This window comes from Kytococcus sedentarius DSM 20547 (assembly GCF_000023925.1).
Classification (GTDB): Bacteria; Actinomycetota; Actinomycetes; order Actinomycetales; family Dermatophilaceae; genus Kytococcus; species Kytococcus sedentarius.
On the sequence record NC_013169.1, the window covers coordinates 2498463 to 2524261 of the forward strand.

Genomic DNA, 25799 nt, shown 5'->3' on the forward strand with positions numbered 1-25799 from the left:
GGGTGCCCGAGAGCACTGCGGGGACAACTAGGGTCGGGGCCATGACTGTGGACGCATCACTGTGGGCCGAGGTGCCCGGGTTCGAGGGCCTGACCGACATCACCTACCACCGCAGCACGCTGCCGGCCGTGGGACGCGGCGGCGAGGACGGCAGCGGGGACAGCGAGGTCCCGCTGGGGGTGGTCCGCATCGCGTTCGACCGCCCGGAGGTCCGCAACGCCTTCCGCCCGCACACCGTGGACGAGCTCTACCGCGCGCTCGACCACGCCCGCCGGTCCCCCGACGTGGGCGTCGTCCTGCTGACCGGCAACGGCCCCTCACCCAAGGACGGCGGCTGGGCCTTCTGCTCCGGCGGGGACCAGCGCATCCGTGGGCGGTCGGGTTACCAGTACGCCACGGACCACGACACGGACGTCGCGGCCGCTGACGCCTCCTCCGTGGACGAGGCCCGGGTGAGGGCCGAGGGCGGGCGGCTGCACATCCTGGAGGTGCAGCGCCTGATCCGCACGATGCCGAAGGTCGTCATCGCCCTGGTGAACGGCTGGGCGGCCGGCGGCGGGCACTCGCTCCACGTGGTGTGCGACATGACCCTCGCCTCCCGCCAGCACGCGCGCTTCAAGCAGACCGATGCGGACGTCGGCTCCTTCGACGCCGGCTACGGCAGCGCCTACCTGGCCCAGCAGGTGGGGCAGAAGTTCGCCCGCGAGATCTTCTTCCTGGGCCGCACCTACGACGCCGAGACGATGCAGCGCATGGGCGCGGTCAACATCGTGGCCGACCACGAGGAGCTGGAGGCCGAGGGCATCCAGGTGGCCCGCGAGATCCTCGGCAAGTCGCCCACCGCCCAGCGGATGCTGAAGTTCGCCTTCAACCTGGCCGACGACGGCCTCATGGGTCAGCAGGTCTTCGCCGGGGAGGCGACGCGCCTGGCGTACATGACCGACGAGGCCGTGGAGGGCAAGGAGTCCTTCCTGGAGAAGCGCGACCCGGACTGGTCGGCACACCCTTGGTACTACTGAGGCCCCGGTGACCCTCACCCCGACGCCCCCCGTCACCGTCCCGCCAGAGGCCACGGCCGAGGCGGTGCGCACCGCCCTCGCCCCCGTGCTGGCCGGCGAGCGTGAGCTCGCGCTGGGCACCTCCGGCTCCACCGGCAGCCCGGCCCGCGCCCTCCTGCGCGGCGCCGACCTCACCGCCAGCGCGACGGCCACCCACGAGCGCCTCGGCGGCCCCGGGCGGTGGGTCCTCGCCCTCCCTCCGGGCCACATCGCCGGGGTGCAGGTGCTCGTGCGGGCGGCGGTCGCCGGCATCGGGCCCCTCGTCACCACCGGCGCCGAGGGCTCCTTCGACCCGGCCCGTCTCACTGCCGACCTGACCGCCGCCCGGGAGGCCGACCCGACGACACGCACCTACCTCTCGCTCGTCCCCACCCAGGTCGCCCGCCTCACCGAGGACCCCGCCACGGCCTGCGCCGTCACCGCGGCCACCGACGCCGTCCTGGTCGGCGGCGCCGCCCTACCGGCCGCCGTGGCCGAGCGGGCCGCCACGGCCGGCCTGCCGGTGGTCCGCACCTACGGCTCCACCGAGACCTGCGGCGGCTGCGTGTACGACGGCCTCCCGCTGCCCGGGGTCGAGATCGGCACCACCGCCGAGGGCCGGGTCACCCTCACCGCACCGTGGGTCACGCGCGGCTGGTTGGTCGACGGCGAACTCGTCACCTCCCGCGCCCACGCCGGCGGGCAGGGCGCCCGCATCGAGGACGCACCCCCCGCCCCCGACGGCACCCCGCGACGTACGCTCATCACCGACGACCTCGGCGAGATCGGCCCCGACGGCCGCCTGCGCATCACCGGCCGCGCGGACGACCTCATCACCACCGGCGGCGTGAAGGTCGCGCCCGGCCCCGTCGCCGATGCGGTGGGCCGCCTGCCGCAGGTGGCCGAGTGCGCCGTCGTGGGCGCCCCGGACGAGACCTGGGGCCAGCGGGTGACGGTCGTCGCCGTGCCGCGCGGCGAGCGCGTCCCTCTGGCCACGCTCCGTGACGCCCTGCGCGAGGCGCTGCCCGCGTCCGCGCTCCCGCGCGCCGTCCGCTGGGTGGACGCGATGCCGCTCACCGGCCCGGGCAAGCACGACCGTGGCGCGCTGCGGCGCCTCGCTACCGAACCGGACGAAGTAGCCTGAGCATTCAGTGGGCGCAGACCGAGCGATTCAGTCACGCTCCGGGGGCCGGTGGTACTGGGGGTCGTCGTCGTTGCGCCAGAACGCCACCGCCCACCCCAAGGAGATCACCGCAGCAGCCACCGGCAGGGCGCCGCTGACCGCGCCCAGACCACCGTAGGCCCAGCCCACCGCCGGCCGGGAGAGAGCGCTGCCTCCCATGGCATTCAGCGCCTGCACGCTGATGACCCTCCCCAAGCGCTCTTGAGGGACAGAGCGGCTGATGCGGGCAAAGACAGCGGCCCCCGCGCTCGGCCCAATGAGGATGCTGAGCGCCAAAGGGATGGCCATTGCCCAATGGCCGCTGAGGGCCGCGCTGGTCGCCAACGAGACCACGGTCAGGAACACACAGAACAACTGCGTCTGGTGGAACGAAAGGCGCTTGGTCACGGCAGGCACTATGGCCGCACCAGCGATGCCCACAGCCCCCAGGAGACCCGAGAGCAATCCGATGACTCCGGCCGAGACACCTGCGCGTTCCAGGTCGATCACCATGAAGAACATCAGTCCCGCGACGGCCAGGTTGTAGAAGAACTGCACTCCCAATATGTCACGCAGCACGCTCTCTCGCCCGACGTAGGAGAAACCCGCCATGACAGACTGGGCGAAGTTCTCCTCCTCGGACTTCTCGACACTCAAGTCCGCTTGGATGAGCAGGTCGCACACCATGGCCACCACACACGCGACCGCCGCGACCGCGCACACCCAACCGGGGCCCACCCCCAGCAACACACCACCCAACGCCGGGCCCGCCAGCTGAGCAGCCTGGTTGCGCCCCTGGTACTCTCCGTGCGACTGCTCCAGGCGTTCCTGCGGAACTACCTGCGTGATTGCCGCATCCTCAGCCGCATCATTGGTCGAGGCGATGAACGCCACGAGCATCGACAACCCCGCGTAAAGCACCACCGACGTGGACCCGGCGAACAACACCGCAGCCATCACTCCGAAGATGACGGCCTGCCCCAGCTGCGAAGCCACCAGGAGATGGCGCCGGTCGTACCGATCAGCCAGGGCTCCACCCGGTGAACGCCCCACCACCACCGCCAAACCCAGTAAACCAGCCACCAGACCGCTGACCCCCGCCGAATCCGTCATCCGCAACACGATGAGTGGCGTGGCGAACACAAACGCCGTGCTCGCCACATCCGCCGGAATACCCCCCATCCACAACAATCGGTAATCACGAAGGTCCGCACCGAGCGCCATCATCGCTCCTCACTCATGCAGACCCTGAGTCTGCGGGTCGTTGTCCCACGGATGCCCGATACCGCACACGCCTGCCAAGGCGTTGACCGCTGGGTCCACCCCGAGAGCCCCCTCCAGGACCGACTCCCTGAAGGCCGCCGTGAAACCAGCCCCGAGCCCCAGCGCGGTGGCGGTCATCAGCACCGCCTGGCTGAGGTGCCCGACATCCAGTATTCCCACCCGATACGCGCGGGCATGGGGGTACTTCCACACCAGACTCGGGAGGTCCACGCCGTACACGAGCAGAACCGGACAGTCCAAGAACCAGGTCTGCCCACCCAGCGCATGGGCCAGTTCCTCGTCCGGGAGGGGCCTGCCCACCGGGGTCACCGTGTGGTCCAGCGGGTTATACCGATATCCGCCCGGCGGAAGGCCCCGGACCGATCTGGCCACGAGGTACACCTCGGTGGACACACGGGCGCCCCCTGACGGCGCGCTGCGAAAGAAGTTCTCATAGTCCCGGTCGCCTCGACTGCGCTGCCGCGCCTCCGAGAGTCCCACCGCCTCCTTCAGGAGAGTGGACAGGACGGCGCCCCCAAGGGGCTGGCCTGCAAAGCGGCGCACCGTGCGCCGGGTGCGCAGAACGTCAATGCATGGCGTTCCCGGCACAGCACCGGGAACCGGCAGGGCCAGGGCGTTGGCCTCCACGTGCGGAAAGCGGGAGGGCGGTGGCTCCTCGATCCGCTTGTGACGGAGCATCGCACGATTCTGGGCGGTCGAGGCGAACTCCTCACCCACCTCCACCCGCGTCGCGAAGTGGTACATCCGGGCGTGGGTGGACCACTCCCCCCAACTACGCAGCAGCAGGTTCTCCCGACGATGACGTGGAGAGACCTCACTCAGGACAATTTCGAGCGCCTCCAAGGCAGTCACCAGATCCTCCCCCAGCTGCTCGACAGCCCGAGCACGTTCTGAGACCGACCCCTTGGCGTCAGCGAACCACCGGATGGCCTCCAGGCCCTGTTGGTCCAGTGGAATCTGGCGGTGACGCAGGGGGTCGTCCCAGACCAGCCCAGCCTCCCCCACCAAGATGCTGCCGAAACGCGAGAGGCTCAGCTTCACGCTCGGACCGCCCCCTCGAAATACTCACACAGGGCATCGCTCACCCGGGTGTCTCCGGCATTCTTCTGGAAGTACCGCCAGTCGAATACGAGATTGATCTCCAGAAAGACCGGGGTCCCATCCTCCTGCACCAGGAAATCGATCGCCCCGAGATCCACCCGGTGCTCCGCAACGAAGGACCGAACGCGCCCAGCCAGACACTCGCCCAGATCAACGGATTCCACCCGAACCGCCTCCGAATCATCCCACAGGGACCTTGCGTTCGGTTTTCCTGAGACCCGGTAGGCAAGGAGCACCCCACCCACGATGAAAACCCGCAGTTCCGACTCATGTGCCACGTATGCGGCTCTTCACGAACGAGGGTGTAGTCGGTTGAGCGCGTCGGTGGCCGGGTAGGGGTCGAGGTCTCCCGGATGATGGAAGTTCTTCACGCTCGCCATCCCGAAAGACCTCGACGTGCTCCACCCTACTTTCGCGACCCCTGACCTGACCACGTTCTGCCGCCTCGACGAGCTCGGCCTCGTCGCCGTCGGCCAGCTGATCGAGCCGGATCGGGCCACGATCGAATGCCGCGTCGTCGAGGACGACCCGCGGTGTCGGAAGTGCGGTGTCGAGGGCGTGCCACGGGACACGGTGACGCGCCCGCTGGCGCATGAACCGTTCGGGCACCGGCCGACGACCCTGCTGGTGCGGGTGCGCCGGTACCGGTGCGGACACTGCCGGCGCACGTGGCGGCAGGACATGACGCGGGCAGCGGCGCCGCGTGCGAAGATCTCCCGCGGCGGCCTGGAGTGGGCGCTGCGGGGCATCGTCATCGACCACCTCACCGTCACCCGCGTCGCCGCAGGTCTCGGGGTGTCCTGGAGTGCCGCGAACGCCGCCGTCCTCGCGGAAGGCAAGCGGCGCCTGATCGACGACCCCGCCCGGTTCGACGGGGTCACCACGATCGGTGTCGACGAGCACGTCTGGCGACACACGAGGCTGGGCGACAAGTACGTCACCGTGATCATCGACCTCACGCCCGCGAGGAACAAGACCGGGCCGGCGAGGCTGCTGGACATGGTCGAGGGCCGCTCCAAGGCGGTGTTCAAGCAGTGGCTCGCCGCCCGCCCCGCGGACTGGGCGAAGCGGATCGAGGTGGTCGCGATGGACGGCTTCGCCGGGTTCAAGACCGCTGCCGCCGAGGAACTCCCCGACGCCGTCCCCGTCATGGACCCGTTCCACGTGGTCCGCCTCGCCGGCGACGCGCTGGATGTCTGCCGGCGTCGGGTCCAGCAAGACACCACCGGTCACCGCGGGCTCAAGGGCGACCCGCTCTACAAAGCCCGCCGCACCCTGCACACCGGGGCGAGCCTGCTCACCGACCGGCAGCGGGCACGCCTGGACGCAGTGTTCGCGAGCGAGGAGCACGTCGAGGTCGAGGCGACCTGGGGCATCTACCAGCGCATCGTCGCGGCCTACCGGGAGCCCGACAAGAAGAAAGCGAAGGCGATGATGCAGGAGGTGATCGCTGCGATCAGCAGCGGCGTTCCCGCGGCGCTCGTCGAGGTCCGCAAGCTCGGCCGGACCATGAAGCAGCGGGCGGGCGACATCCTCGCGTTCTTCGACCGCCCCGGCACCAGCAACGGCCCGACCGAGGCCATCAACGGGCGACTCGAACACCTCCGCGGCTCCGCCCTCGGCTTCCGCAACCTCACCCACTACATCGCTCGGTCGCTGCTCGAAGCCGGAGGGTTCAGACCCGCGCTACACCCTCGTTCGTGAAGAGCCACGTAGGCTCATCCCAATCGAGGGTGTAGTTGGGGTCTGAATCCGCCTGTCTCGAGCAGGCTTCTGGCGATGTAGTTGGTGAGGTTGCGGAAGCCCAGGGCGGAGCCGCGGAGGTGCTCGAGGCGACCGTTCGTGGCTTCGGTGGGGCCGTTGCTGGTGCCGGGTCGGTCGAAGTAGGCCAGGACGTCCTCTGCCCGCTTGGACAGAGTGCGGCCGAGGGTGACGAGCTCGGTGAGCGCGGCGGGGACGCCGGAGGTCAGGCTGGTGATGAGGTTGCTCATGGCCTGTCGGCCTGCGGTGCGGTCGGGGTGTCGGTAGGCGGCGATCATGCGCTGGTAGATGCCCCAGGTGGCTTCGACCTGGACGTGGTCGTCGTCCCCGAAGAGGGCGGTGAGGCGTTGGGTCTGGCGGTCGGTGAGCAGGTCGGCGCCGGTGTGCAGGGTGCGTCGGGATCTGTAGAGCGGGTCGGTGTTGCGGCCGCGGTGGCCGTGCAGTTCTTGCTGGACCCGGCGCCGGCAGCGGTCGAGGGCGTCGCCGGCGAGGCGGACGACGTGGAAGGGATCCATGACGGCGACGGCCTGCGGGAGCTCTTCGGTGGTGGCGGTCTTGAAGCCGGTGAACCCGTCCATGGCGACGACTTCGAGGCCGTCGCGCCAGGCCTTGGGCCGGGCAGCGAGCCATGTCTTGAACACTTCCTTGGAGCGGCCCTCCACCATGGCCAGCAGCCGCGATGGCCCGGTCTTGTCGCGGACCGGGGTGAGGTCGATGACGACGGTGACGAACTTGTCGCCGCGGTGGGTGTGACGCCAGACGTGTTCGTCGACGCCGATCACCTTCACGTCATCGAATCGGGTCGGGTCGTCCAGCAGGAGCCGCTGGCCTTCGGCCAGCACAGCGGCGTTGGCTGTGTCCCAGGAGACGGCGAGAGTTTCGGCGAGGCGAGCAACGGTGAGGTGTTGGCAGACGAGTCCGACCAGCGCCCACCGCAGCGCGGTCCGGGACAGCTTCGCTCGGGGCTCGGCGGCACGGGTGGTGTCTTGCCGCCAGACGTGCCCGCAGCCGGTGCACTTGTAGCGGCGGACCGTGAGCAACAGCGTGGTCGGCCGCCACCCCAGCGGTTCGTGGGCCAGCTCCCTGGTGACGGGGGCTTGTCAAGGTTTCTGTGTAAGCGGGGGTGTTCACAGGTAGGGGTTGATTCGGTCGGGGTAGGCCGCTGCGAGTTGGGCCAGTGCCTGTTTCCAGTTGGTGACGACCTGGCCCTGGACGAGGCGGCCCTTGGCCTTGCGTTCGGCCGCCGGCTTGCCCTTCTCACGGGCTCGTTCAGCGGCTCGTCGGTCCTCGATGTTGCAGATCGCCAGCCACAGCAGCTTGACCGCGGCGTCGGTCGAGGGGAAGTGCCCGCGGGACTTGGTGACCTTCCGCAGCTGATAGTTCAACGACTCGATGGAGTTCGTCGTGTAGATCACCCGCCGCAGCATCGGCGGGAAGGCCAGGAACGGGACGAACCGCTCCCACGCTGCCTGCCAGGTCGCGACCGCCGAGGGGTACTTCCGGCCCATCTCGCTGGCCGCGAAGTCCTCCAACGCGGCTCTGGCGGCCTGCTCGGTGGCGGCGGTGTAGATCGGCTTGAGCTCCTTGGCGACCTTCTTGCGGTCGGTGTACGACACGAACCGTGTGGACGCGCGGATCAGGTGGACCACGCAGGTCTGGACCATCGAGTCCGGCCAGGTCGCCTCGATCGCCTCTGGCAGCCCCTTGAGCCCGTCGCAGCACACGATCAGCACGTCGGACACGCCACGGTTGGCCAGGTCGGCGCACACGTGAGCCCAGAACGCCGATCCCTCGGTGTCCTGGACCCAGATCCCCAGGACGTGCTTGACACCCTCCAGATCGACACCGACCGCGAGATAGGCCGCCCGATTGAGCACCTGATGGTCCTGGCGGATCTTGACCCGGATCGCGTCCAGGTAGAGCACCGGGTAGAACTCCTCCAACGGCCGGACCTGCCAGGCCAGCACCTCCTGGGCGACCGCGTCGGTGATCTTGCTGATCGTCTCGTGGGACAGCTCGGTGCCGATCGTGCCAGCCAGGTGGTGCTGGATCTCCCGGATCGTCATGCCCCCGGCGTAGAGGCTGATGATCATGTCGTCCAACCCGCCCAGCCGACGCTGACCCTTGGGGACCAGGCGGGGAGTGAACGACCCGTCCCGGTCCCGGGGGACGTCCAACTCGATCGATCCCACCTCTGAGGCGACCGTCTTCGGGGTGGACCCGTTGCGCGAGTTGCTGTGCGCTGAAGCGTCCACCGAGCCCTTCTCGTAGCCCAGGTGACTGCTGAGCTCGGCCTGCAACCCACGCTCCAGGGCAGCCTTCACCAACGCCGGGACGAAACCACCATCCCCGGTCAGCTCAACCTGCCCGGCATCGATCTGCGCGAACAAGCCGTCCAACTGCCCCGAAGCCTTCAACTCCTCCACCAAGTCCTGCCCCGAGGGCTGGGCACCAGCCCGCTGCTCCTTGTCAGTCATGTTCATGATCCTTCACCGTTCCTCTCAGTACGGCTTACACAGACCATCTGACAGGCCCGGTGACGGTGTCCCGCGCCCTCCCCTCGCAGCCGCAGCGCCGGCACCAGCGCGCCGCATCGTCCTCTTCGACGCGGCACAGGAGCACCGCGCGGTCCGGCTGTCCCTGCTGGCCCACGACCACGAGACCGAGCTCGTCGAGGCGGCAGAAAGTCGTCACATCAGGGGTCGCGAAGGTAGCGTCGGGCACGTCGAGGTCTTCCTGGATGGGCAGTGTGAGAACTTCCATCCTCGGAAGGCCTCGACCACTATCCGGGCACCGACGCGCCGCGCCCTCCCACCACGGCTGCTGCGTCGCCTACACCCTCATCTGGGAAGAGCCAGTTAACACCAGCCCAAGGGAGGAGCAAGGGGTCTCAACAGATTTGCTGTGGCCGCTCCATCGCTCAGAGGCGTGGACGCCCCTCTGAGACGAGGCCCGCCACCAGCGCGTCCCGGTGGAACAATCACCCAACCCCCACACACTCAGGAGGGCCCCTCGAGCATGACCACGCTCGCCCAGTGGATCGACGGCCCCGCCCGCGCACCCTGCCGGCGGCGATCGCGCCCGGGGCGGTGGGCACCGGGCCGCGCACACGCTGTGTGCTGCGAGGTCGGGGAGGAGGACGCGGGGCACCTCGGGCTGGCGTTCCTCGCGCCGTGGTGGCGCTCTCGCTGCAGGTGGTCATGAACTACGGGAACGACTACTCCGACGGCATCCGCGGCACCGACGAGGAGCGGATCGGCCCGGCGCGCCTCGTCGGCCAGCGGCTGGCCACCCCGGCGACGGAGAAGCGCGACCCGGACAGGTCGGCGCCCCCCTGGTACTACTGAGGTCATGGTGACCGCTCCCGAAACCACCCCCACCGCCAATCCACCGAACGCTACCGCCGAGGCGATGCCGCTCACCGGCCCGGGCAAGCACGACCGGGCCGCGCTGCGTCGACTCGCCGAGCGGCCCGACGAGATCGCCTGAGTCAGTCGTCGTACACCGAGGAGCGGTGCCCGACCTCGATGACGTGGACGACGAGGACCTCGTCGTCCACGTCACAGATGACCCGGTGGTCCCCGACCCGGTAGCGCCACAGCCCGGACAGAACCCCCGTGAGGGCCTTGCCTCGGGCCCGCGGATCGTCCAGCGCCTCGAGCTCCCGCAGGAAGCGGACGATGCGGCGGGCCACCGGTGGGTCCAGCTTCTTCAGCGCCTTGCGCGCCGTCGCCGAGACCTCAACGGTCCAGGCCAAGATCCGCCTCCACCTCGTCGAGACCGTAGGTGGCCTCGCGGCCGGCGCGGACATCCTCGACCCGCTGGACGATGCCGTACTCGTAGAGGAGGCGGTCGATGTGGGTCTCCACGGCCTCGCGGAGGTAGTAGGACTTCGAGCGCCCGGTGGCGGCGGCCAGCTGCTCGAGCTTGCGGCCGGTCTCGTCGGACAGCTTCACGGAGGTGGCGACGGTCATGGCGGCTCCCCACGTTGACTACGGGTAGTCAAGTGTATCGCCGTCACACGCTGCGCGTCCTGCCCGCGCCCACACCCTCGACGCCCCTGAGTCAGTCCTCCATCGGCTCGGCGACGACGTGGAAGACCGGGCCCTCGCCGCAGACCTCGGCCTCCTCCGGGACCTCGTCGCTCAGCCCGCCGCCCAGCTCCACCTCGTCCCCGAGGCGTTCCGGCGTCCCGATGTAGCGCGGCTGCCCCTTCTGGGTGACGTACAGCAGATCCCCCTCCACGCTCCCGCCCTCCAGGAGCACGGCGTCGCGCGGGAAGATCGGCAGCACCGGGTCCCCCTGGCCGGTGTCGACCCGGACACACCCGTCGACGTTCACGAGGCGCCCGGCGAGCAGGGCACCGTCTCCCTCGCCGGGGTTCGGCTCGACGGTGACGATGCGGAGCGGCTCGCCCTTCCGGGTCTCCTGCTCCAGCAGTCCGTGCGTCCAGGACGCCGAGGCGCCCGGCGAGCCCTCCACCGCGGGATCCTCCTCGCCCCCGCACCCGGCGACCGTGCCGCACACCATCGCGACGCCGGCCGCGGCCAGCACTCCCCACCCACGCATCCGCTCCATGGTCTGACCGTAGCCCCCCCTGATGGCCATGCCCGCCCGCCCACTGGCGCTCCCGGCTGCCACCGGTGGGAGAATCGACCGGCTGCCGGGACCGACCGGCGCCCGGACACCCACCCACCGCTCGCCCCTGCGAGGGCGCGCCCGCCCCTGCCCAGGAGGACCATGGCCACGCTCGCCCAGTGGATCGACGGCGCCCGCCCCCGCACCCTGCCCGCGGCCGTCGCACCGGTGGCGGTGGGCACCGGTGCCGCCTTCGCCCTGCGCGAGGAGGCGGGCCACGGCGACGCCGGCCACCTCGGGTTCGCCCTGCTGGCCCTGGTCGTCGCCCTGGCCCTGCAGGTGGGCGTGAACTACGCCAACGACTACTCCGACGGCATCCGCGGCACCGACGAGGAGCGCGTCGGCCCGGTACGCCTCGTCGGCCAGCGGCTGGCCGCACCCGGCACCGTGAAGCGCGCGGCCTTCACCTGCTTCGGGGTGGCCGGGGTGGCCGGCGTCCTGCTCTGCCTGCTCTCCGGCACCTGGTGGCTGCTGCTCGCCGGCGTGGCGGCGGTCTGGGCGGCCTGGAACTACACCGGCGGCAAGAACCCGTACGGCTACCGCGGACTGGGCGAGGTGGCGGTGTTCGTCTTCTTCGGACTCGTGGCCGTGCTCGGAACCCAGTTCACGCAAGCAGGCGCCATCGACCTCGCGGGCCTCGCCGGCGCCGTCGGCATCGGGGCCGTGGCCGCGGCGCTGAACCTCACGAACAACCTCCGCGACATCGACGGCGACGCAGCCTCCGGCAAGGTCACCCTGGCGGTGCGGCTCGGGGCGCCGCGCACCCGGCGGCTGTATGCCGGCCTCATCGCGCTGGCCTTCGTGATGGTGCTGGCCTCCGGCCTCGTGCACACCCCGGCGGTCCTGGGCCTACTCGCCCTGCCCTTGGCCGTTGCGCCCGTGCGGTCCGTCCTGGAGCGGGCGCGCGGGCGGTCGCTGATCGGCGTGCTGGGGCAGACCGGACGGCTCCAACTCGCCCTGGGCCTGCTGTGGGGCCTCGGCCTCTGGTGGGCCGGTCGCTGAGTCGCGGTCCGGGGCGCCGGGAGGCCGTGCCGGTGACTGCCCGCACCGACAGCGCCTCGGTGGGAACTGGCTGAGAGTTTGCCCATAATCCGGCGAAAGGGACGCCGCGGGGTGGATTCTCCCCGGTGTCTCAGCAACCATGGAAAGCAGTCGGCAGCCAGCCGGCTGCGCGCCGGCAGAGCGCCGGGACCGCGTCACAACCTCCCGAGGGGGCACTCCATGCGCCGTTCATTGACCGTCACCTCCCTGCTCAGCCTCAGTCTCGTCCTCGCTGCCTGCGGCGGCGAGGGGGACTCCGACGAGTCCACCAGCCCCAACGACAGCCCGTCCACGTCCGCGTCGAGCCCGGCTGAGACCGACGACTCCGACGACGCGAGCGAGCCCGCCGACTCGGACGACGACGCCAGCGAGACCGACGACGACGCCAGCGAGACCGCCGAGCCCACCCCGTCCGGTGACGCCGATGGCGCGACCGCCCCCTTCGCCGGGGCGCTGCTCGCCGAGGGTGAGGAGGCCGAGGAGAGCCTCAAGGGAACCGTCCAGGGCGCCCCCCAGTGGATGACCTTCACCGATGACGGCGTGAACTCCGCCGAGCTGGCCGCCCGGTGCACCGGCAAGGGCAAGCTCACGCTGCAGCCCTTGGCCAAGGACCTCGAGAGCGCGCGCCCCGGCAAGCCGCAGCTGCTGCCCTGCGACGGCGAGCGGCACGACGTGACGCTGCAGGGCGCCAAGCCCTTCTCGTCCGTCCTGATCGTCGCGACCTCCCAGCCCACCACCTTCGAGGTCGCGGCCATCGAGAACGACTGAGCGGGATCCAGAGCGGAATCCAGAGCCACTGAGCGGGACCGGTCGGCGCCCCGGGCCACCTGAGGGCGCGGACCGGTGGGGGCCTCAGGTCACAATTCGGCAACGGCCCGGCCGTGCAGCCCCGGTGTGCTGCATGCTGGGCGAGTCAGCGCACTGCGCCGACCGGGGGAACCCGAACGACCACCAGGGGGCCTTCATGCGCCGTGCCGTTCCGCTCCTTGTCAGTCTCTGCCTCGTCCTGAGTGCCTGCACCGCCGATGGCGAGGAGTCAGCCACCAGCGAGACGAGCCCCAGCCCGTCCGAGTCCACCAGCCCGAGCCCGCCCAGCGAGTCGAGCCCGTCCAGTGAGTCGATCCCGAGCCCGCCCAGCACCTCGTCCGACGGCGCGGCTGAGCCCTCCCCGCAGGGCCCGAACGACGGTGCCCGCCTGCTCGCAGGGCCCACGACGCTGGGCCCCGGCAAGCACGACATCCTGAAGGGCACGTCGTTCGGGCAGGTGCAGGTGGACGTGACCTGCGAGGGCACCGAGGACGTGCAGGTGCTCCTGGGTAGCGAACCGTTCACCTGCCCCGACGCAGAGACGATCTCCTTCATGGTGGAGGCCACCCCGGGGGACACGTCCCTCATCGTGGTCGTCCCGGAGGGGAGCAAGGTGGGCTACACGGTGAGCGCGCGCCCCGCCGAGGAGCTGCTGGACCCCGAGGAGGAGTTCCTGAGCGGCATGAGCGGGGAGTTCGACGAGCGCGAGGCCTCCCCGACCAATTTCTTCAGTCAGTCGGGACCCACCGTCCGGTTCGCCGCGCAGTGCTCGGGCACGGGCCAGATCGAGGTCGTGCTCCTCGGCAGGGAACTCGAGACCGTCGGGACCCCCCGCACCATCCCCTGCAATACCGGGCGCCGCGACTTCACCCTGCGAGCACCCGGCAAGACCACCGGCTACCGGGTCAACACGCCCGCCGGCCAGGGCTCGTTCGACGTGGCGGTCCTCAGCGCCTCCTGAGTGGCCGCCCGCCCTCAGACGAAGTCGTCGCCGCTGCCCTCATCGGCGCGGCGGCGCGCACCACGGCCGGTGGGGCGCCCCGCCTGCTCGTCGTAGGTGCCGTCCTCGACGGCCTCGTCGGAGACCGCGTGCTTGCGCGATCTGGCGGCCTCACGCTTGGCGATGGCGTCGTCGATCTGCGCCGAGAAGTCCGCCCGCGGCGCCTTCAGCAGGAACAGCGAGGCCACCATCGAGGCCAGGGCGGCGGCCACGACGAGCCAGAAGACCCCCATCGACCCCAGCTCGACGTCCGCGAGCTCGAGCACCAGGAAGAAGCCCAGCAGGAAGAACAGGAACACCAGGATCCGCAGCAGCGAGTAGCGAAGCATCGGTCACATCCCCGAGTACGAGTGGTAGCCAACGAAGTACACGTTCACGATGGCGTAGTTGATGATGATGCACACGAATCCGGCGATCGCCAACCACACCGCGTGGCGCGTCCACCCGGCCGTGGCGCGGGCGTGCAGGTAGGCGGCGTAGACCACCCAGATCACGAAGGTCCAGACCTCCTTGGGGTCCCACCCCCAGTAACGGCCCCACGAACGCTCGGCCCAGATGGCGCCGGCCACCAGCGTGAACGTCCACAGCGGGAAGCCGATGATGTGCGCCGAGTAGGTGAACTTGTCCAGCCGGTCAACGCCCGGCACGCGGTCCAGGAAGGCCGGCCCCCAGCTGCCGCCGGACTCCTCCCGCCGCCGCTTGAGCAGGAACAGCACCGCCAGGGCGAAGCCCAGGATGAACACGCCGATGGACAAGGTCGCCACCGTCACGTGGATGACCAGCCACGAGCTCTGCAGCGAGGGCATCAGCTGGGAGGCCTCGGTCCACCAGGCCGTGGCGGCCGCTCCCAGCACCAGCAGCACCGGGCCCACCACGAACAGCCCCAGCCACCGGGTGTCACGCACGGCGCTCCACAGGCTGAAGCCCAGCATCGCGAAGCCGGCCGCCGCCAGGGCGAACTCGTACATGTTGCCCAGCGGGGCGCGGCTCACCGAGAGCCCGCGCGTGGCGATCGTGACGATCAGCGCCGCCGTCCCGGCCCAGGCGAGGAACTGCCCCGCGGTGCCGAAGCGTCGACCGTCCGCCGCTGCGAGGTACCCGGTGTAGGCGAGCATCGAGAGCGCCAGGATGCTCATCGTCACCACCAGCGCGATGTCCGAGGTGCGGGCCATCGGCTCGTCCACAGCCATCGGCAGCACCACCGGCGCGGTTGCCAGCACGTTCATCACTTCTCCTCGGGGGTCTGACGCGGGCCGGTGGGTCCGCCACCTGCGTCGGGGTCGTCGGTCGGGTGGGGGCCGGTGGCTCCGCCCGCGGGGGTCGCGTCCTCGGCGGGAGGCAGCCCCAGCCGCTTGCGCAGGTCCTTCTCGAGCGAGTCCACGCCGTCGCTGACGGTGGGGTCGTGCCCCTTCGCCAGACCCGCCATGTCCACCTCGATGGGGTGAGCCCCACCCGGGTGCACCTCGCCCGGCCCGGCCGGAGCCGTGCCGCCGGTGACGCGGAAGAAGTACCGGCGACGACGGATGGTCAGCGTCATGATCAGGCCGGCCAGGCCCACCATCGAGAACACCAGCGCCGGCACCTGCCCGGGGTCGTGCGACACGGACAGGCCGGCGAAGCGCTTGACCTCCTCGAAGGCCACCTCGCCCCGGTCGTCGGGCAGCTGGAAGGTCTCACCGGGCCGCAGGAAGATGCGCACCGGGGTGCCGTCCTCGCCCTCGACCTGCTCCATCTGGTCGGTCTGCAGCGTGAACACCGACTGGGGACGACCGCCCGGGAAGAGGGTGCCCTCCCAGGCCGTCATCACCAGTGCCGGGTCCGCCAGGCCGGGGAAGGTCGAGTGGGGGCCGCGGTCGGCGGTGATCGCCTGCGTCGGCAGGAAGAGCCCCGCCAGGCCGATCTGCTCGTCGGTGCCGGAGGCCGAGATCTTGAAGGCCCCGCTGGAGGTGTACTGGTTGTCCTGCACCAGCATCGGGGAGGCCTCGCGGTAGACCAGGTCACCCTCGGCGTTCCGGACGCTCACCTGGGGTGCGTAGCCGTTGCCCAGCAGATAGATGCGCGCGCCCCCCACCGAGAGCGGCGAGTTCACGCGCAGCTTCTGCGCCCGCTCGCCGTCGCCGTCGTCAAAGCGGGCGTCCACCTCGAAGAAGCGCGGCTGGCCGAACTGGCCCGGGCCGGCGTCGGCGTTCGTCTCGAACTCCACGTCCACCGCATCGACCGCGAGCCGGAAGGCCGGCAGGTCACGGGTGTCCACCCACGGCCCGGCGTTGAGCGTGTCGAACCGCCCGTTGCTGCTGGTGAACTCGTCCCCCTCGACGACGAGCACCTCCGCCCGCCACCCGAACAGGTAGCCGATGGCCACGCTGATGAGCACGCCCACCAAGCTCGTGTGGAAGATGAGGTTGCCCAGCTCGCGCAACATACCGGTCTCCAGGGAGACCTCGCGCACGCCCTCGCGGGGCGACTCCTCGCGCACCCGGTAGCGCCGCGCGCGCCCCATCGCCGCGATGGCGTCGGCCACCCCGTCGACCTCGGCGGCCGGGGCGGCGGTGGCGCCGGGCACGGCCAGCACGCGGTTGCCGGGCATCCGCGTCATGCGCCGCGGGACGGCCGGGGGACGCTGGCGCCAGCCCCGCAGGTACACCCGCGTGCGCGGGAGGATGCAGCCCACCAGCGAGGTGAACAGCAGCAGGTAGATCGCCGCGAACCAGGGGCTGGAGTAGACGTCGAAGAGCTGCAGCGCGTCCAGCACCGGGGCCAGCTTCGGGTGGTCCTGCTCGTAGCGGTCCACGGCGGCGGCGTCCACCGACCGCTGCGGCCAGATGGACCCCGGGACGGCCGCGACGGCCAACAGCATCAGCAGCAGCAGCGCCGTGCGCATGCTCGTCAGCTGGCTCCAGGCCCAGCGCAGGGTGCCCCGCATCAGATCACCGGCCTGAAGGAGGAGATCCACTCGGTCTGCAGCCACACCATCGCGCGGTCCCAGACCCCGGCCACCATGAGTACCCCGAGGACCATGAGGGCCACCCCGCCGACGATGCTGATCGCCCGGTGGTGGTCACGCAGCCACCCGAACGCCCCCGCCAGGCGCGAGATCCCCGCGGCCAGCAGCACGAACGGCAGGCCCAGCCCCAGGCTGTAGGCCCCGGCCAGCACCGCGCCGCGGGTGATCGCGTCACCCGAGCCGCTCAGCGAGGTCGACAGCGCGAGGATCGCGCCGAGCACCGGCCCGATGCAGGCGGAGAAGCCCAGCCCGAACGCGCCGCCAAGCAGCGGCGCACCGGCGAGGCCCGCCGCGGGGCGCCAGCGCACCTTCCACTCCCGGCCGCCCAGCCCGAAGGCCATCACGGCCCCCATCACCAGCACGGCCACGCCCCCCAGCCGCACCAGCAGCGCCCGGTCGTCCGAGAGCGCGATGCTCACACCGCTGACCACGACGCTCAGCGCCAGGAAGACCGCCGAGAAGCCGAGCACGAAGAGCATGCTGGCGAGCACCAGACGCGGCCGTCCCGCGGCCGGCGTGCCCTCGGCCTGCACGCCGCCGAGCCCGGTGATGTACCCCAGGAAGCCCGGCACGAGCGGCAGCACGCAGGGGGACGCGAAGCTCACCACGCCCCCAGCGAAGGCCAGCACCATCGCCCACGGCAGGAAGCCCGAGGCGATGGTGTCCTGCACCCCTCCCGCGAGGGCCGGCAGCACGAGGGCGCCCGGCGGCGCCAGCAGGGACAGGTCCGCCATTCAGGCGTCCTCGGCGAGCACGTCGTCGACCAGCGTGGTCAGCGTGGACAGCTCCACCGGCCCGGACACCCGGGCCGCGATGCGCCGCTGCGCGTCGAGCACGAGCGTGGTGGGCGTCGCAGCCGTGGCGCCCTGGAGACCACGCAGCGTGCCGCCCCCGTTGTCGCGCAGGTTCTGGTAGGTGATCTCGCGGGAGCGCAGAAAGGCCTGGGCGGTCTCCACGCTGTCCCGCTGCACCAGTCCCAGCAGCAGCACGTCCTGCTCGGCGTAGTTCTCCCAGAACTCCTGCAGCACCGGCATCTCCTCGATGCAGGGCGGGCACCACGAGCCCCAGGTGTTGAGCACCACGACCTTCTTCTCCACCTGGTCCAGCGCAAAGTCCTTGCCGTCCAGGGTCTGGCCCACCAGCGTCACTGGGTCACGGCGCTGGTCCGCGGCCACCTGCTCCACGGTGCCGTCGCCCGAAATGTACCCAGCGTCGCCCTCGCCCCGGGCACGTCCGGTCACGGTGTTGCCCCCGTCCTCGCCGCAGGCGGACAGCAGCAGCGTGCCCAGACCGGCCGCTCCCCCGGTCAGCAGGAGGCGGCGCGAGGGGTTGTCACCGGGGAGCATGCCGCCACCGGTCCTCCGCGGGGCGTTCATGCCCCGGGGACCGACGAGGCGCCGGGCAGCAGCGATGCCGCGGGCTCGCTGTAGTACACGGCGTGCACCTCGTCGCCGGTGAGGTCGAAGGTGGTCACGCTGGCCAGCGAGCACTCGCGCTTGCGGGGATCGTGCGTCAGCGGGCGGCCCTCCAGGTGGCTCCGCAGCGTCCAGATCGGCAGCTGGTGGCTGACGATCACGGCCTCGTGCCCCCGCGCCGCCCGGGCGGCCTCCCGCAGCGCCGCGTCCATGCGCGCGGCGATGGACTTGTAGGCCTCGCCCCAGGAGGGCCGCAGCGGGTTCCACAACAAGGGCCAGCTCCGCGGCTCGCTCAGCGCGCCCTTCTTGGCGGTCACCTGTCGCCCCTCGAAGCTGTTCTCCGACTCGATGACGCGCACGTCCGTCTCGATCGTGCGCCCGGTCGCGCGCGCGATGGGGGCGGCGGTCTCCTGGGCGCGCTCCAACGGGGAGGCCACCAGCAGGGCGATGTCACGACCGGCCAGCGCCTCGGCCACGAGGTCGGCCATCGCGCGCCCGCGCTCGGACAGGTGGTACCCGGGAAGGCGCCCGTAGAGGATGTCCTCGGGGTTGTGCACCTCGCCGTGGCGCACCACATGCACCAGCGTGCGGTCCACGCGGCCGTCGTGCCGCACCGGCTGCGGGGCGCCGGTCCCCTCCTCGCCGAGGTGCTGCGGTCCGCCGTCGACGGGCCGGTCGGTCGTGCGGGCCCGCTGCTGCTCCGGGCCCGGGCTCGGCATCGGTCCACGGGTCATGCGCTGATCTCCTGGGCAGAGGCGTCGAGGGCCTCGATGATGCGGTCGAGCACCTCGTCGGTGTGCGCCGCCGAGGCGAACCAGGCCTCGAAGGCGCTCGGGGGCAGGTGCACGCCACGACGCAGCATGGCGTGGAAGAAATCGGCGTGGCGCGCGGTGTCCTGCTGCTGGGCCGTGGCGAAGTCGTGCACCGGCTCCTCGCCGAAGAAGACGCTGAACATCGTCCCCGCACGGCCGATGGTGTGCGCGATGCCGTGGCGCGTGAAGGCGTCGGTGACGGCCGCGGTCAGCACCTCCCGGGCGTGGTCCACGGCCGCGTACACCTCGTCGGTGCACAGGCGCAGCGTGGTCAGGCCCGCCGTGGCTGCGACCGGGTTCCCGCTCAGCGTGCCGGCCTGGTAGACCGGCCCGGCCGGGGCCAGGTGGCCCATCACGTCCGCACGGCCACCGAAGGCCGCCACCGGGAAGCCGCCGCCCACGACCTTGCCGAAGGTGAACAGGTCCGGCGCGTCCCCCATCTGCGACAGGCCCCACCACCCGGTCGGGCTCGCGCGGAAACCGGTCATCACCTCATCGGAGATGAGCAGGGCACCGTGCTGCCGGGTGAGGCGGCGCATCGCCTGCTCGAACTCGGCGGTCGGCGGCACCACGCCCATGTTGCCGGCGGCGGCCTCCACGATCACCGCGGCCAGCTCGTCACCGTGCTCGGCGAAGGCGGCCTCCAGGGCGGCGACGTCGTTGTAGGGCAGCACCATCGTCTGCCCCGCGCTGGAAGCAGGCACCCCCGCCGAGTCCGGCAGCGCGAAGGTGACCAGTCCCGATCCGGCCGCGGCCAGCAGCGCGTCCACGTGCCCGTGGTAGTTGCCGGAGAACTTGATGACCTTCTCGCGCCCCGTGAAACCGCGGGCCAGGCGCAACGCGCTCATGGTCGCCTCGGTGCCGGAGTTCACCAACCGGACGGCCTCGACCGGCTCGATGCGGGCGACGACCTCCTCGGCGAGCTCCACCTCGTGCGGATTGGGCGTGCCGAAGCTGAAGCCGCGGGCGGCGGCCGAGGTCACCGCATCGAGCACCTCGGGGTGGGTGTGGCCCAGGATCATCGGGCCCCAGGAGCCCACGAGGTCGACGTACTCGTTCCCGTCGACGTCGGTGAGAAGGGCACCCTTGGCCGAGGTGATGAAGCGCGGCTCGCCACCGACCGCACCGAAGGCGCGCACCGGGGAGTTCACGCCGCCGGGGATCACGGCCCGGCCGCGCTCCATCCAGGCCACGCTGGCGTCGACGACGGGGGTGTTCGCAGGGTGCCCCGAGGGCTGGGGGTCACGGGGGGCAGGCATGGTCACGAGGGTATGAATCCTTCCTGAGAGTTCACTGCACAGCGGGTGGGGCCGCGACCCCGCAGGGGCGGCCGCCACCGGCGGGGTGGAGCGGGCCTCAGCGCTGCTCGCGCAACCAGCCGGCGGCCTCGAGCGCGTGGTAGGTCAGCACCACGTCGGCACCGGCCCGGCGGATGCTCAGCAGCGCCTCCAGCACGGCGGCGCGGCGGTCGATCCAGCCGTTCGCGGCAGCGGCCTCGATCATCGAGTACTCACCACTGACCTGGTAGGCCACGACCGGCAGGTCCGTGGCGGCCCGCAACGAGGCCACCACGTCCAGGTAGGCCAGGGCCGGCTTCACCATCACCAGGTCAGCGCCCTCGGCCTCGTCCAGCGCGAGCTCCACCAGGCTCTCCCGCGCGTTGGCGGGGTCCTGCTGGTAGGTCCGGCGGTCGCCGCTGAGCGAGGAGGCCACGGCCTCCCGGAAGGGGCCGTAGAAGGCCGAGGCGTACTTGGCCGTGTAGGCCATCACCACCACGTCGGTGAAGCCCGCGTCGTCGAGCGCCTCGCGGATGACCACCACCTGGCCGTCCATCATGCCGCTGGGCCCCACCACGTGGGCCCCGGCGCGGGCCTGCGCCACGGCCATCTCGGCGTAGCGCTCCAGCGATGCGTCGTTGTCCACCCGGCCGTCGGCGTCGAGCACGCCGCAGTGGCCGTGGTCGGTGAACTCGTCCAGACAGAGGTCGGTCATCACCAGCAGGTCGTCGCCGACGGCGTCCCGCACGGCGCGGGTGGCCCGGTTCAGGATGCCGTCGGGGTCGGTCGCACCGCTGCCCTCGGCGTCCTTGTGGTCCGGCACGCCGAAGAGCATGATCCCGGCCACCCCGGCGTCGCGGCAGTGCAGCGCCAGCTCCACCAGGCCCTCGACGGTGTGCTGCTGCACGCCCGGCATCGAGCTGATGTCGCGCGGGGAGTCCCCCTCGTGCACGAAGGCGGGCAGCACGAGGTCCTCCGGCGCCAGCCGCGTCTCGGCGACCATGCGCCGGAAGGCCGGCGTGCCGCGCAGGCGGCGCGGGCGACGGTGCGGTCCGAGCACGGTCCGCCCGCCGGTCGGCAGCGCCCCGGCGCCGGCCGTCATCGGCGGGCCCGGCGCTTGGGGGCCTCCTGGGAGGGCCGCGTCACGGGCCTGCCCTCGGCCACGGCGTCCTCCGCCCGGCCACGGGCGAAGTCGGTCAGCGCGTCGATGACCGCCTCGCTGCTGGCCTCCTCGGCCACCGCGTCCACGCGCAGGCCCAGGTCGGCCGCGGTCTGCGCGGTCGCCGGGCCGATCGCGACCACGACGGTGCTCGGGGACGGTTTGCCGGCGATGCCCACGAGATTGCGCACCGTGGAGCTCGAGGTGAACAGCACCGCGTCGTAGGTGCCGTTCTTGATCGCCGCACGGACCGGCGCCGGGGGCGGGGTCGCCCGCACGGTGCGGTAGGCCACGATGTCGTCGACCTCCCAGCCCCGCTCCTGCAGCCCGGAGACGAGCACCTCGGTGGCGATGTCCGCGCGCGGCAGGAAGACGCGGTTGATGGGGTCGAGCACGTCGTCGTAGGGCGGCCAGTCCTCGAGCAGCCCGCGGGCACTCTGCTCGCCGCTGGGCACCAGGTCGGGCTCCAGGCCCCACTCCCGCAGCGCGTCGGCGGTCTTGCCGCCCACGGCCGCGATCTTCAGGCCGGCGAAGGCCCGCACGTCGAGCCCCAGGGCGGTGAACTTCTCCTTCACGGCGCGCACGGCGTTCACGGAGGTGAACCCGATCCACTCGTAGGTGCCGGTCACCAGGCCCTTGATCGCCTTGTCCATCTGGTGCGGCGAGCGCGGCGGCTCCACGCTGATGGTGGGCACCACGTGGGCCGTCGCGCCGCGCTCGGAGAGCGCGTGCACCATCGGGCCGGCCTGGTCCTTGGTGCGCGGCACCAGCACGCGCCAGGCGAACAGCGGGCGCGTCTCGAACCAGGAGAGGGTGTCGCGGTCGCCGACACAGGCGCCGATGGTGGCCACCACCTCGTCCGCGGAGACCTCCGCGGAGCCCTCGGCCACGTCCCCCAAGGTGCTGATGATGGTGCTCTGGTGCGCGGTCGTCCCCCGGGTGGTCAGCGCGATCGGCAGCGCGGCGTCCCGGCCGGCCCCGACCAGCGCGGCGGCGTGGGCGGCGACCTCCTCGGGCGTGCCGATGAGCACGACCGTGGAGTCCTCGTCGTCCAGCAGCGCGGGGTTCACCCGGCCACCGGGGCCGATGGCGTGCACCGCCCGGTTGGTGCCGGTCGCGATCGGCACCCCCGCGTAGGCGGGCACCGCCTGCATGGCGGACACCCCGGGCACGACCTCGATCTCGATGCCGGCCTTGCGGGCCACGGAGGCCTCGACGCCCAGCGAGGAGAAGATCGACGGGTCACCGTCCACGATGCGGGCGACCAGCACCTGGCCCTCGCGGGTGATCCCCTGCTCGGCCCGGCGCGCGGCCGCGTCCTTCACGGCGCCCTGCGTGGTCTGCACGAGCTCCTTCGCCCGCGAGACGGCGGTCAGCTCGGCCTGGGCCGCGGGCACCGTCATGAACTCGGCGTCCGGCCGCATCCACTCCACGAAGTCGTCCTGCAGGTGGCCCTCGTCGGCCACCACGACGTCGGCCATGGCCAGGATGCGGGTGGCGCGGACGGTCATCAGGCCCGGGTCGCCGGGGCCCGCGCCGACGAAGGCGATGCGGGCAGCGGGCGCGGGGCATCCCACCCGCGTGGGCGTGGGCTGGGTGCTCGGGGCGGTGCTCACGAGTTCTCCTTCGGGGACGTCGGGTCGGGGTGGGCAGGAACCTCTCCGACGCCGGGGAGGACGTCGGCCCCTCCACCTCGCAGCGCCTCGGCCACCCGCCGGCCCAGCTCACGGGCGGCGGTGTCCAGGGCGACGCGGTCGTCGTTCCTGCTGTCGTCGGGGGTGTCTGCGGGGGTGTCGTCTGGCGTGTCTGCGGGGTGGCCGGCGGGCACGCCGCGCGCGCAGTCGGCCTCGAGCAGCGCGCGGCTGCCGTCGCGAGGGCCGGCGAAAGTCATCAGGTCCACGCGGGCACCGTCGTGGCGGGCCAGCGCACCGATCGGCGCGGAGCACCCGGCCTCGAGGGTGCCCAGGACGGCACGCTCGGCCGTGGTGGCCGTGCGCGTGGGTAGGTGGTCCAGCGGCTCCAGCATCGCGATGCTCTCGGCGTCGTCACTGCGGCACTCCACGGCCAGCGCGCCCTGCCCCGGGGCCGGCACCATCACCTGCGGCTCCAGCCACTGGGTCACGTGCTCGGTGAGGCCGAGGCGGCGCAGACCGGCGCCGGCCAGCACGACGGCATCGAGCTCGCCCTCGGCGACCGTGGCCAACCGGCGCGGCACGTTGCCGCGCAGATCCACGACCTCGAGGTCGGGGCGGGCCACGCGCAGCTGGGCCTCGCGGCGCGGGGAGCCGGTGCCCACCCGCGCGCCGGCCGGCAGCGTCTCCAGGGTGAGGCCGTCCCGGGCCACCAGTGCGTCACGAGGGTCCTCCCGCTCGGGCACGGCGGCGATGACGAGCTCCTGCGGCTGCGCCACCGGCAGGTCCTTGAGCGAGTGCACCGCGATGTCAATCTCCCCCGCCAGCAGCGCGTCGCGCAGGGCGCTGACGAACACGCCGGTGCCCCCGATGCGGCTCAGCGGGGCCCGGTTGACGTCGCCCTCGGTGGTCACCAGCACCAGCTCGACCTCGTGACCGCGGGCACGCAGCGCGTCCGCCACGTGGGTGGACTGGGTGGTGGCCAGGTCGCTGCGGCGCGTCCCGAGCCGGACCACCCGGCCCTGCGCCCCGGCGGCGGTCTCCTGCGCGGCACTCACCGGGCACCCCCCTGCTCGTCGAACAGGGTGTCCAGACGCAGCCCCTCCATGCCCGGGGCCGTCTCCCCCAGCAGCGGCAGGGGGCCCGTGGCCGGGGGCGCCGACACGTTGACCGCGTCGTGCGGGTCGAGGTCGAACAGCTCGCGCAGGGCGCCGGCGAAGTCGCCCCGCGGGTCCCCCGCCAGCTCCTTCACGCGCACGCTGGGGGTGTGCAGCAGCTTGTCGACGATGCGGTGCACCGCGCGCTCCACCTCGGACCGACTGGCCTCGTCCAGGTCGGGCAGGCGCCGGTCGAGCCGCTCCATCTCGGCCAGCATCACCGAGCGCGCGGACTGCCGCAGGGCGGTCACGGTCGGCGCGACCTCCAGCTGACGGCGGGCGATCTCGAAGGCCGCCACCTCCGACTCCACGAGCTCGCGGACGGCGCGCACCTGGGCCTCCACGGCCTGGTCCTCCTCACCACCGGAGTCGAGGGCGTCCAGGCCCACGACCACCTGCCGGGGCAGGTCGGCCACCTCGGGGGCGACGTCGCGGGGCAGGGCCAGGTCGACGAACACCCGGTCGCGCTCCGGCAGCGAACGCACCAGCGGGGCCTCGATGACGGCGCCCGTGGCACCGGTGCAGGTCAGCACCACGTCCGCGTCCGCCAGCACGCCGGCGAGCTCGTCCCAGTCGTGGGCCGTCCCGCCGGTGGCGGTCGCCAGGCGGTCGGCGGTGGCCCGGGTGCGGTTGACGACGTGCAGGTCGGTGCGCACCTGGCGCGCGACGGTCATGGCGGCCAGCGAGCTCATGGCCCCGGCGCCCACCACGACGACGCGCTTGCCGACCAGGCTGCCCAGGCGCGCCTCGGCGCGTTCCAGACCGCGCTGCACCAGCGAGCGGCTCACCGCATCGATCTCGGTCTCGGCGTGCGCGCGGCGCCCGACGCGCAGCGCGTGGTCGAAGAGGCCCCCCAGGTGCGTCCCCGCCCGGCCGGAGCGACGGGCACGGCGCAGGGCCGTGCGGAACTGACCGAGGATCTGCCCCTCGCCCACGGCCATCGAGTCCAGGCCGGCCGCCACCGAGAAGGCGTGGCCCACGGCGCGGTCCTCGTAGTGGACGTACAGGTGCTGGGAGAGGTCCGGCAGCCGGACCCCGGTGATGTCGGCGAGGTTGTGGCCGATGTGGTGCACGGCGCCGTGGAAGGCCGACGCCTCGACGTAGACCTCGAGGCGGTTGCAGGTGGAGACGGTCAGCGCCTCGGAGATCGTGTCACCGGCCTGGACGGCTGCGGCGAGCTCGCCTGCTGCGTCGTCCCCCAGCGCCACTCGTTCCAACAGGTCCATGGACGCACTGCGGTGCGACGCACCAATGACCAGCAGGCTCACCGGGGGATCACCGACTCCTCTCAGCGGGTTCGCGCGCCAGGGTCTCGACCCCGCGGACAGGGGTGGGAGGGGCTCGAGGGGGCGCTATACCAGATGCGCCCGGCGTCGCGAACAGCACCCCCCACTCTACGCTGCTCCGTCGTAGTTCGCGAAATCACGCGCCCCCTGAGCACCCGCCGCACGGCCCCGGCGCGGCCCTCCGACGCCCCGGGGCCCCCGCCCCGCACAGCGGAACGCCCCCCGAC

The 25799-nt window shown here is 71.9% G+C and carries 26 protein-coding genes and 2 pseudogenes; 8 read left to right on the forward strand and 20 right to left on the reverse strand.

Annotated features, from left to right (window positions below; translation table 11 throughout):
• Positions 1-41 precede the first annotated feature (41 nt).
• Together KSED_RS11810 and KSED_RS11815 are read left to right on the forward strand one after the other, a co-directional pair.
• Positions 42-1019 carry a 1,4-dihydroxy-2-naphthoyl-CoA synthase gene (locus KSED_RS11810; RefSeq protein ID WP_015780311.1) on the forward strand — a complete coding sequence of 326 codons (978 nt, stop codon included), beginning with the start codon at positions 42-44 and terminating at the stop codon, positions 1017-1019.
• 7 nt (positions 1020-1026) lie between these two features.
• Positions 1027-2181, forward strand: a complete 1155-nt coding sequence (locus KSED_RS11815; protein WP_015780312.1) for an AMP-binding enzyme — start codon at positions 1027-1029, stop codon at positions 2179-2181.
• 27 nt (positions 2182-2208) lie between these two features.
• Here the strand turns inward: KSED_RS11815 and KSED_RS11820 are convergent, their stop codons facing one another.
• The 3 genes from KSED_RS11820 to KSED_RS11830 are packed head-to-tail and all read right to left on the reverse strand — an operon-like array spanning position 2209 to position 4748.
• Positions 2209-3426 (reverse strand): MFS transporter, encoded by a 1218-nt coding sequence (locus tag KSED_RS11820; protein ID WP_015780313.1) that lies wholly within the window; start codon positions 3424-3426, stop codon positions 2209-2211.
• A gap of 6 nt (positions 3427-3432) precedes the next feature.
• Positions 3433-4524, reverse strand: coding sequence for a SagB family peptide dehydrogenase (locus tag KSED_RS11825; protein ID WP_015780314.1), 1092 nt, complete (start codon positions 4522-4524; stop codon positions 3433-3435).
• On the reverse strand, positions 4521-4748 hold the full coding sequence (locus KSED_RS11830) for a hypothetical protein (protein ID WP_015780315.1): 228 nt from the start codon (positions 4746-4748) through the stop codon (positions 4521-4523). Before KSED_RS11830 ends, KSED_RS11825 begins: the two co-directional genes overlap by 4 nt.
• 232 nt (positions 4749-4980) lie before the next feature.
• Here KSED_RS11830 and KSED_RS11835 point away from each other — a divergent pair, with 232 nt between their 5' ends.
• Entirely contained in the window at positions 4981-6288 is a 1308-nt protein-coding gene (locus tag KSED_RS11835) for an ISL3 family transposase (RefSeq protein ID WP_012801719.1), read from the forward strand.
• A gap of 14 nt (positions 6289-6302) precedes the next feature.
• On the opposite strand, the pseudogene KSED_RS11840 reads toward KSED_RS11835, so the two are convergent.
• From KSED_RS11840 to KSED_RS11850, 3 genes and pseudogenes are all read right to left on the reverse strand, one after another.
• Positions 6303-7436 (reverse strand): annotated as a pseudogene (locus KSED_RS11840) (ISL3 family transposase); the annotation flags it as partial.
• 36 nt (positions 7437-7472) lie between these two features.
• Positions 7473-8822 carry an IS256 family transposase gene (locus KSED_RS11845; RefSeq protein ID WP_015779415.1) on the reverse strand — a complete coding sequence of 450 codons (1350 nt, stop codon included), beginning with the start codon at positions 8820-8822 and terminating at the stop codon, positions 7473-7475.
• A gap of 61 nt (positions 8823-8883) precedes the next feature.
• Positions 8884-9108, reverse strand: a pseudogene (locus KSED_RS11850) (hypothetical protein); the annotation flags it as partial.
• 437 nt (positions 9109-9545) lie between these two features.
• Here KSED_RS11850 and KSED_RS14965 point away from each other — a divergent pair.
• A complete protein-coding gene (locus KSED_RS14965) occupies positions 9546-9692 on the forward strand; it encodes a hypothetical protein (RefSeq protein ID WP_169307799.1) in 147 nt (48 codons plus the stop codon).
• A 4-nt stretch (positions 9693-9696) separates the two neighbouring features.
• Positions 9697-9834, forward strand: coding sequence for a hypothetical protein (locus tag KSED_RS14970; RefSeq protein ID WP_015780316.1), 138 nt, complete (start codon positions 9697-9699; stop codon positions 9832-9834).
• A gap of 1 nt (position 9835) precedes the next feature.
• On the opposite strand, the gene KSED_RS11860 is transcribed toward KSED_RS14970, so the two are convergent.
• The 3 genes from KSED_RS11860 to KSED_RS14975 all read right to left on the reverse strand — a co-directional run bounded on the left by KSED_RS11860 (position 9836) and on the right by KSED_RS14975 (position 10923).
• Entirely contained in the window at positions 9836-10102 is a 267-nt protein-coding gene (locus KSED_RS11860; RefSeq protein ID WP_015780317.1) for a type II toxin-antitoxin system RelE family toxin, read from the reverse strand.
• Positions 10086-10319 (reverse strand): type II toxin-antitoxin system RelB family antitoxin, encoded by a 234-nt coding sequence (relB, locus tag KSED_RS11865; protein ID WP_015780318.1) that lies wholly within the window; start codon positions 10317-10319, stop codon positions 10086-10088. Before relB ends, KSED_RS11860 begins: the two co-directional genes overlap by 17 nt.
• Before the next feature lie 91 nt (positions 10320-10410).
• On the reverse strand, positions 10411-10923 hold the full coding sequence (locus tag KSED_RS14975) for a hypothetical protein (protein ID WP_169307800.1): 513 nt from the start codon (positions 10921-10923) through the stop codon (positions 10411-10413).
• A gap of 162 nt (positions 10924-11085) precedes the next feature.
• Between KSED_RS14975 and KSED_RS11875 the strand changes: the two genes are divergently transcribed.
• From KSED_RS11875 to KSED_RS11885, 3 genes are all read left to right on the forward strand, one after another.
• A complete protein-coding gene (locus KSED_RS11875) occupies positions 11086-11985 on the forward strand; it encodes a 1,4-dihydroxy-2-naphthoate polyprenyltransferase (RefSeq protein WP_015780320.1) in 900 nt (299 codons plus the stop codon).
• Positions 11986-12204: 219 nt separating this feature from the next.
• Positions 12205-12792 carry a hypothetical protein gene (locus KSED_RS11880; RefSeq protein ID WP_015780321.1) on the forward strand — a complete coding sequence of 196 codons (588 nt, stop codon included), beginning with the start codon at positions 12205-12207 and terminating at the stop codon, positions 12790-12792.
• Between the two features lie 196 nt (positions 12793-12988).
• Entirely contained in the window at positions 12989-13792 is an 804-nt protein-coding gene (locus tag KSED_RS11885; protein WP_143827386.1) for a hypothetical protein, read from the forward strand.
• Positions 13793-13806: 14 nt separating this feature from the next.
• On the opposite strand, the gene KSED_RS11890 is transcribed toward KSED_RS11885, so the two are convergent.
• The 11 genes from KSED_RS11890 to KSED_RS11940 form a co-directional block, all read right to left on the reverse strand.
• Positions 13807-14160: a DUF4229 domain-containing protein gene (locus KSED_RS11890; protein ID WP_015780323.1), complete on the reverse strand. Its 354-nt coding sequence runs from the start codon at positions 14158-14160 to the stop codon at positions 13807-13809.
• A 3-nt stretch (positions 14161-14163) separates the two neighbouring features.
• Positions 14164-15057 carry a c-type cytochrome biogenesis protein CcsB gene (gene ccsB / locus KSED_RS11895; protein ID WP_015780324.1) on the reverse strand — a complete coding sequence of 298 codons (894 nt, stop codon included), beginning with the start codon at positions 15055-15057 and terminating at the stop codon, positions 14164-14166.
• The gene (gene resB, locus KSED_RS11900) at positions 15057-16754 is read right to left on the reverse strand and encodes a cytochrome c biogenesis protein ResB (protein WP_015780325.1); all 1698 of its coding nucleotides are present in this window, start codon (positions 16752-16754) and stop codon (positions 15057-15059) included. The genes ccsB and resB overlap by 1 nt, the downstream gene beginning before the upstream one ends.
• A complete protein-coding gene (locus KSED_RS11905) occupies positions 16754-17569 on the reverse strand; it encodes a cytochrome c biogenesis CcdA family protein (RefSeq protein WP_015780326.1) in 816 nt (271 codons plus the stop codon). Before KSED_RS11905 ends, resB begins: the two co-directional genes overlap by 1 nt.
• The gene (locus KSED_RS11910) at positions 17570-18181 is read right to left on the reverse strand and encodes a TlpA family protein disulfide reductase (protein WP_015780327.1); all 612 of its coding nucleotides are present in this window, start codon (positions 18179-18181) and stop codon (positions 17570-17572) included. It abuts the gene before it with no gap.
• A gap of 26 nt (positions 18182-18207) precedes the next feature.
• Positions 18208-18984, reverse strand: coding sequence for a histidine phosphatase family protein (locus tag KSED_RS11915; RefSeq protein WP_015780328.1), 777 nt, complete (start codon positions 18982-18984; stop codon positions 18208-18210).
• Positions 18981-20321 (reverse strand): glutamate-1-semialdehyde 2,1-aminomutase, encoded by a 1341-nt coding sequence (gene hemL, locus KSED_RS11920; RefSeq protein WP_041291674.1) that lies wholly within the window; start codon positions 20319-20321, stop codon positions 18981-18983. The genes KSED_RS11915 and hemL overlap by 4 nt, the downstream gene beginning before the upstream one ends.
• A 97-nt stretch (positions 20322-20418) precedes the next feature.
• Entirely contained in the window at positions 20419-21441 is a 1023-nt protein-coding gene (gene hemB / locus KSED_RS11925) for a porphobilinogen synthase (RefSeq protein WP_015780330.1), read from the reverse strand.
• A complete protein-coding gene (locus KSED_RS11930; protein WP_015780331.1) occupies positions 21438-23114 on the reverse strand; it encodes a bifunctional uroporphyrinogen-III C-methyltransferase/uroporphyrinogen-III synthase in 1677 nt (558 codons plus the stop codon). Before KSED_RS11930 ends, hemB begins: the two co-directional genes overlap by 4 nt.
• Positions 23111-24187, reverse strand: coding sequence for a hydroxymethylbilane synthase (hemC, locus tag KSED_RS11935; RefSeq protein ID WP_015780332.1), 1077 nt, complete (start codon positions 24185-24187; stop codon positions 23111-23113). The genes KSED_RS11930 and hemC overlap by 4 nt, the downstream gene beginning before the upstream one ends.
• On the reverse strand, positions 24184-25554 hold the full coding sequence (locus KSED_RS11940) for a glutamyl-tRNA reductase (protein WP_015780333.1): 1371 nt from the start codon (positions 25552-25554) through the stop codon (positions 24184-24186). The genes hemC and KSED_RS11940 overlap by 4 nt, the downstream gene beginning before the upstream one ends.
• Between the last annotated feature and the right edge of the window lie 245 nt (positions 25555-25799).